This window comes from Actinomycetes bacterium (assembly GCA_022599915.1).
Classification (GTDB): Bacteria; Actinomycetota; Actinomycetes; order S36-B12.
The window spans coordinates 1-2,755 of record JAHZLH010000064.1 but is presented as its reverse complement, the minus strand read 5'-3'; the positions used below and the strand labels follow the sequence as shown (position 1 = coordinate 2,755).

The following is a 2,755-nucleotide window of genomic DNA, read 5'->3' as shown; positions in this document are numbered from 1 at the left end:
TGCGCCGCCAGTTTCGGGGTCAAACCAATGGGCTCTGCTGATGTCAGCCAAGATCTGGATACTGTCGCCGCGCCGGACTTGAGACCGCGGCGCAAAGGAAGCAACCCACTTGACACCCTCAACGCCGGTGGTATCGATCGCCCCCTCACCTGCTTGCTCTGCAACAAGTTCGGTATCTTCGGTCACCACTGATTCACCATCGAGACCAAAGTGCACCACGATCTCGGAACCAAGCGCCTCCACGAGCGTCACTTTGCCGCCGAACGAATTTCCTGGTGCCGCGTCGCCGCGCAAACTCGCATCATCCATGTCTTCACTGCGCAGCCCGAGCACGACGTTTCTACCTACGTAGTCCCGTAGTTTGGGCCGATCTTCAATCACCTGGTGGGGGACGTCGAGTTGATTGCTTCCGATTCGGGCGGTGATACCGCGGTCACTTTCTTCGAAACGAGTCATCACCATGTTCATCGGCGGTGAGCCGACGAACTGCGCCACAAAGATATTGTTGGGATTGTCGTAGACCTCTTGCGGCGGCCCCTCCTGCTGCAACCAACCAGCCTTCATGACCGCCATCCGGTCACCCATGGTCATCGCTTCCACCTGATCGTGGGTCACGTAGATCGTGGTGGTCCCCAGGGAGCGAACAACTGAGGAGATTTCCGCCCGCATTTGGACTCGCAGTTTTGCGTCTAGGTTGGATAGTGGCTCGTCCATAAGGAAAACGGCCGGATCGCGAACGATAGCTCGACCCATCGCTACTCGCTGTCGCTGACCACCGGACAACTGCGCGGGCTTGCGGTCCAGGTAGCTGTTGAGTTCCAGCATGTCGGCTGCCCGTTGAATCCGCTTCTTGATCTCATCTTTCGGCATCTTGCGAATCTTCAAGCCGTAAGCGATGTTGTCCGCAACCGACAGATGCGGGTAGAGCGCGTAGGACTGGAAGACCATGGCGATGTCCCGATCCTGTGGCGGTAGATCGTTGACGACTCGGTCTCCGATGGACAGTTTTCCGCCAGAAATATCCTCCAGTCCTGCCACCATGCGCATTGCGGTCGACTTACCGCAACCGGATGGCCCGACTAGGACGAGGAACTCGCCATCCGCAATGTCCAAGTCGAGGCTGTGGACTGCGTGATAACCGTTGTCGTAGATCTTGTCCACCTGGTCCAAAACAACTTTGGCCACGATTTCCTCCTATTCCGGGCTGGACTTCAGTACATAGACCGCAGCCGCAGGCTCCGATGACTGCAACGCTATCGCTCTTGCCGAGTCCATGGTGCTCGAGTGTGGATAAAGCTGTTGCCAATAATCTCCCGGCCGGGCGCTTACCGCCGCCCCCGGAATAGTTACCGGACTGACTGGACCCCGAGCCAAATGCACCAGCAGGGTTTCACCGGGCAGTTCACGAACGAACACCACGCAATCGGAATCGGCGTGTAACCATCTCATCGAGCCTTCACGCAAGGCAGCCCGCGTCTGCCGCAGCCTGATGAGTTGCTGGAAAACCTGCCGGGTCTGCGAATCCCAGATTTCCGGGTGACCCCAGGGCATCGTCCGTCGCCCGTCTTCACCAGTAGTACCCGTCAGCCCGATCTCGGAGCCCATCCAAATCATGGGAACTCCCGGAGTGGTGAACATGGCTGCTGCTGCCACCTGCGTCGCAGCAGTGGAGCCAGTGATGGATCGAATGCGAGGGGTGTCGTGGCTATCGATCATGACCAAACTTGCTCGGCGTTGCTGCCAGGGCGCGTTGGCAAAGTTCTGCATAGCCGCGACCATCTGGGTGCCAGGAAGCCGCGGCCACGGAATGCCGGAGACTCCCAGCCAACCGTCCATCGGGTGGTTGGCAGAACTCAGCCACTGCCACAACGGACCGGAAAAGCCGGCATAGTTCATCACACCTTGCCAACCAGTAGGACGCAGATCTTCGGTGAAGTCGTGGAAATGCTCGCCGACCAGGAAAGCATCTGGTCGATCGGCTGCCATGGTTCGCTCCATCAGCTCGGCAATTTCTGCATTGAGGTCTACGTCGGCATGACGACCGGTCATGTTGGCCACGTCCACCCGCCAACCATCTAGGCCAAACGGATCCGCCAGATAGCGACGAACAGGAGAATCCGGGTCTGTGATCATCCGGCGTCGCAGTGCGTCACTGCGGTAGTCCAGTTTGGGCAGCGATCGGACTCCCAACCAGGCAACGTAGTCGTCTGGATGCTCGTTGAAGTAGTAGTACGACGCCTCATCCTGGGTGGCAGACAACTGGGCCTGCTCAAACCATTCGTGGTGACTACCGGTGTGATTCGTCGTGATGTCGCCGATGATGCGCATGCCACGTTGATGGGCTGCCGTCGCCAGCGACGCTAGAGCCTGGTCACCGCCAAGCAGTGGGTCCACTCGATCGAAGGTGTCGGCGTTGTAACGGTGATTCGAAGGCGCCGGGAATACCGGCGTCAGATACAACAGGTCGATGCCAAGTTCCGACAGATAGTCGAGCCGCTGCTCGATTCCCAGCAAGTCGCCGCCAAAGAAATGCAGCGGCTCGTCCACACCACCGAAGGACGGCAACTCATCCCAATTCTTGGCAGCACGTGACCAAGCCGGAGAGTCGATCGGATCCGCTGAGCCGCGAGCAAACCGATCGGGAAAGATCTGGTAGGCAGTGCTGCGGTAAACCCATTCCGGGGCACCTGGATGGATAGAGCTGCGAAAGTCTCGCGAGTCGGGCGGATCGTGGTCTCGCTGCCCGGCGGCAGTG

General features: G+C 59.0%; 2 protein-coding genes. Both read right to left on the bottom strand.

Going from position 1 to position 2,755, the window contains the following annotated elements; all coding sequences use genetic code 11:
* On the bottom strand, window positions 1–1,185 hold a 1,185-nt coding region (gene ugpC, locus K0U62_10295), incomplete at its 3' end, for a sn-glycerol-3-phosphate ABC transporter ATP-binding protein UgpC (GenBank protein MCH9801901.1).
* A gap of 9 nt (window positions 1,186–1,194) precedes the next feature.
* Window positions 1,195–2,755 (bottom strand): glycoside hydrolase family 13 protein (locus K0U62_10290; GenBank protein ID MCH9801900.1); only part of this gene is annotated, 1,561 nt, incomplete at its 5' end.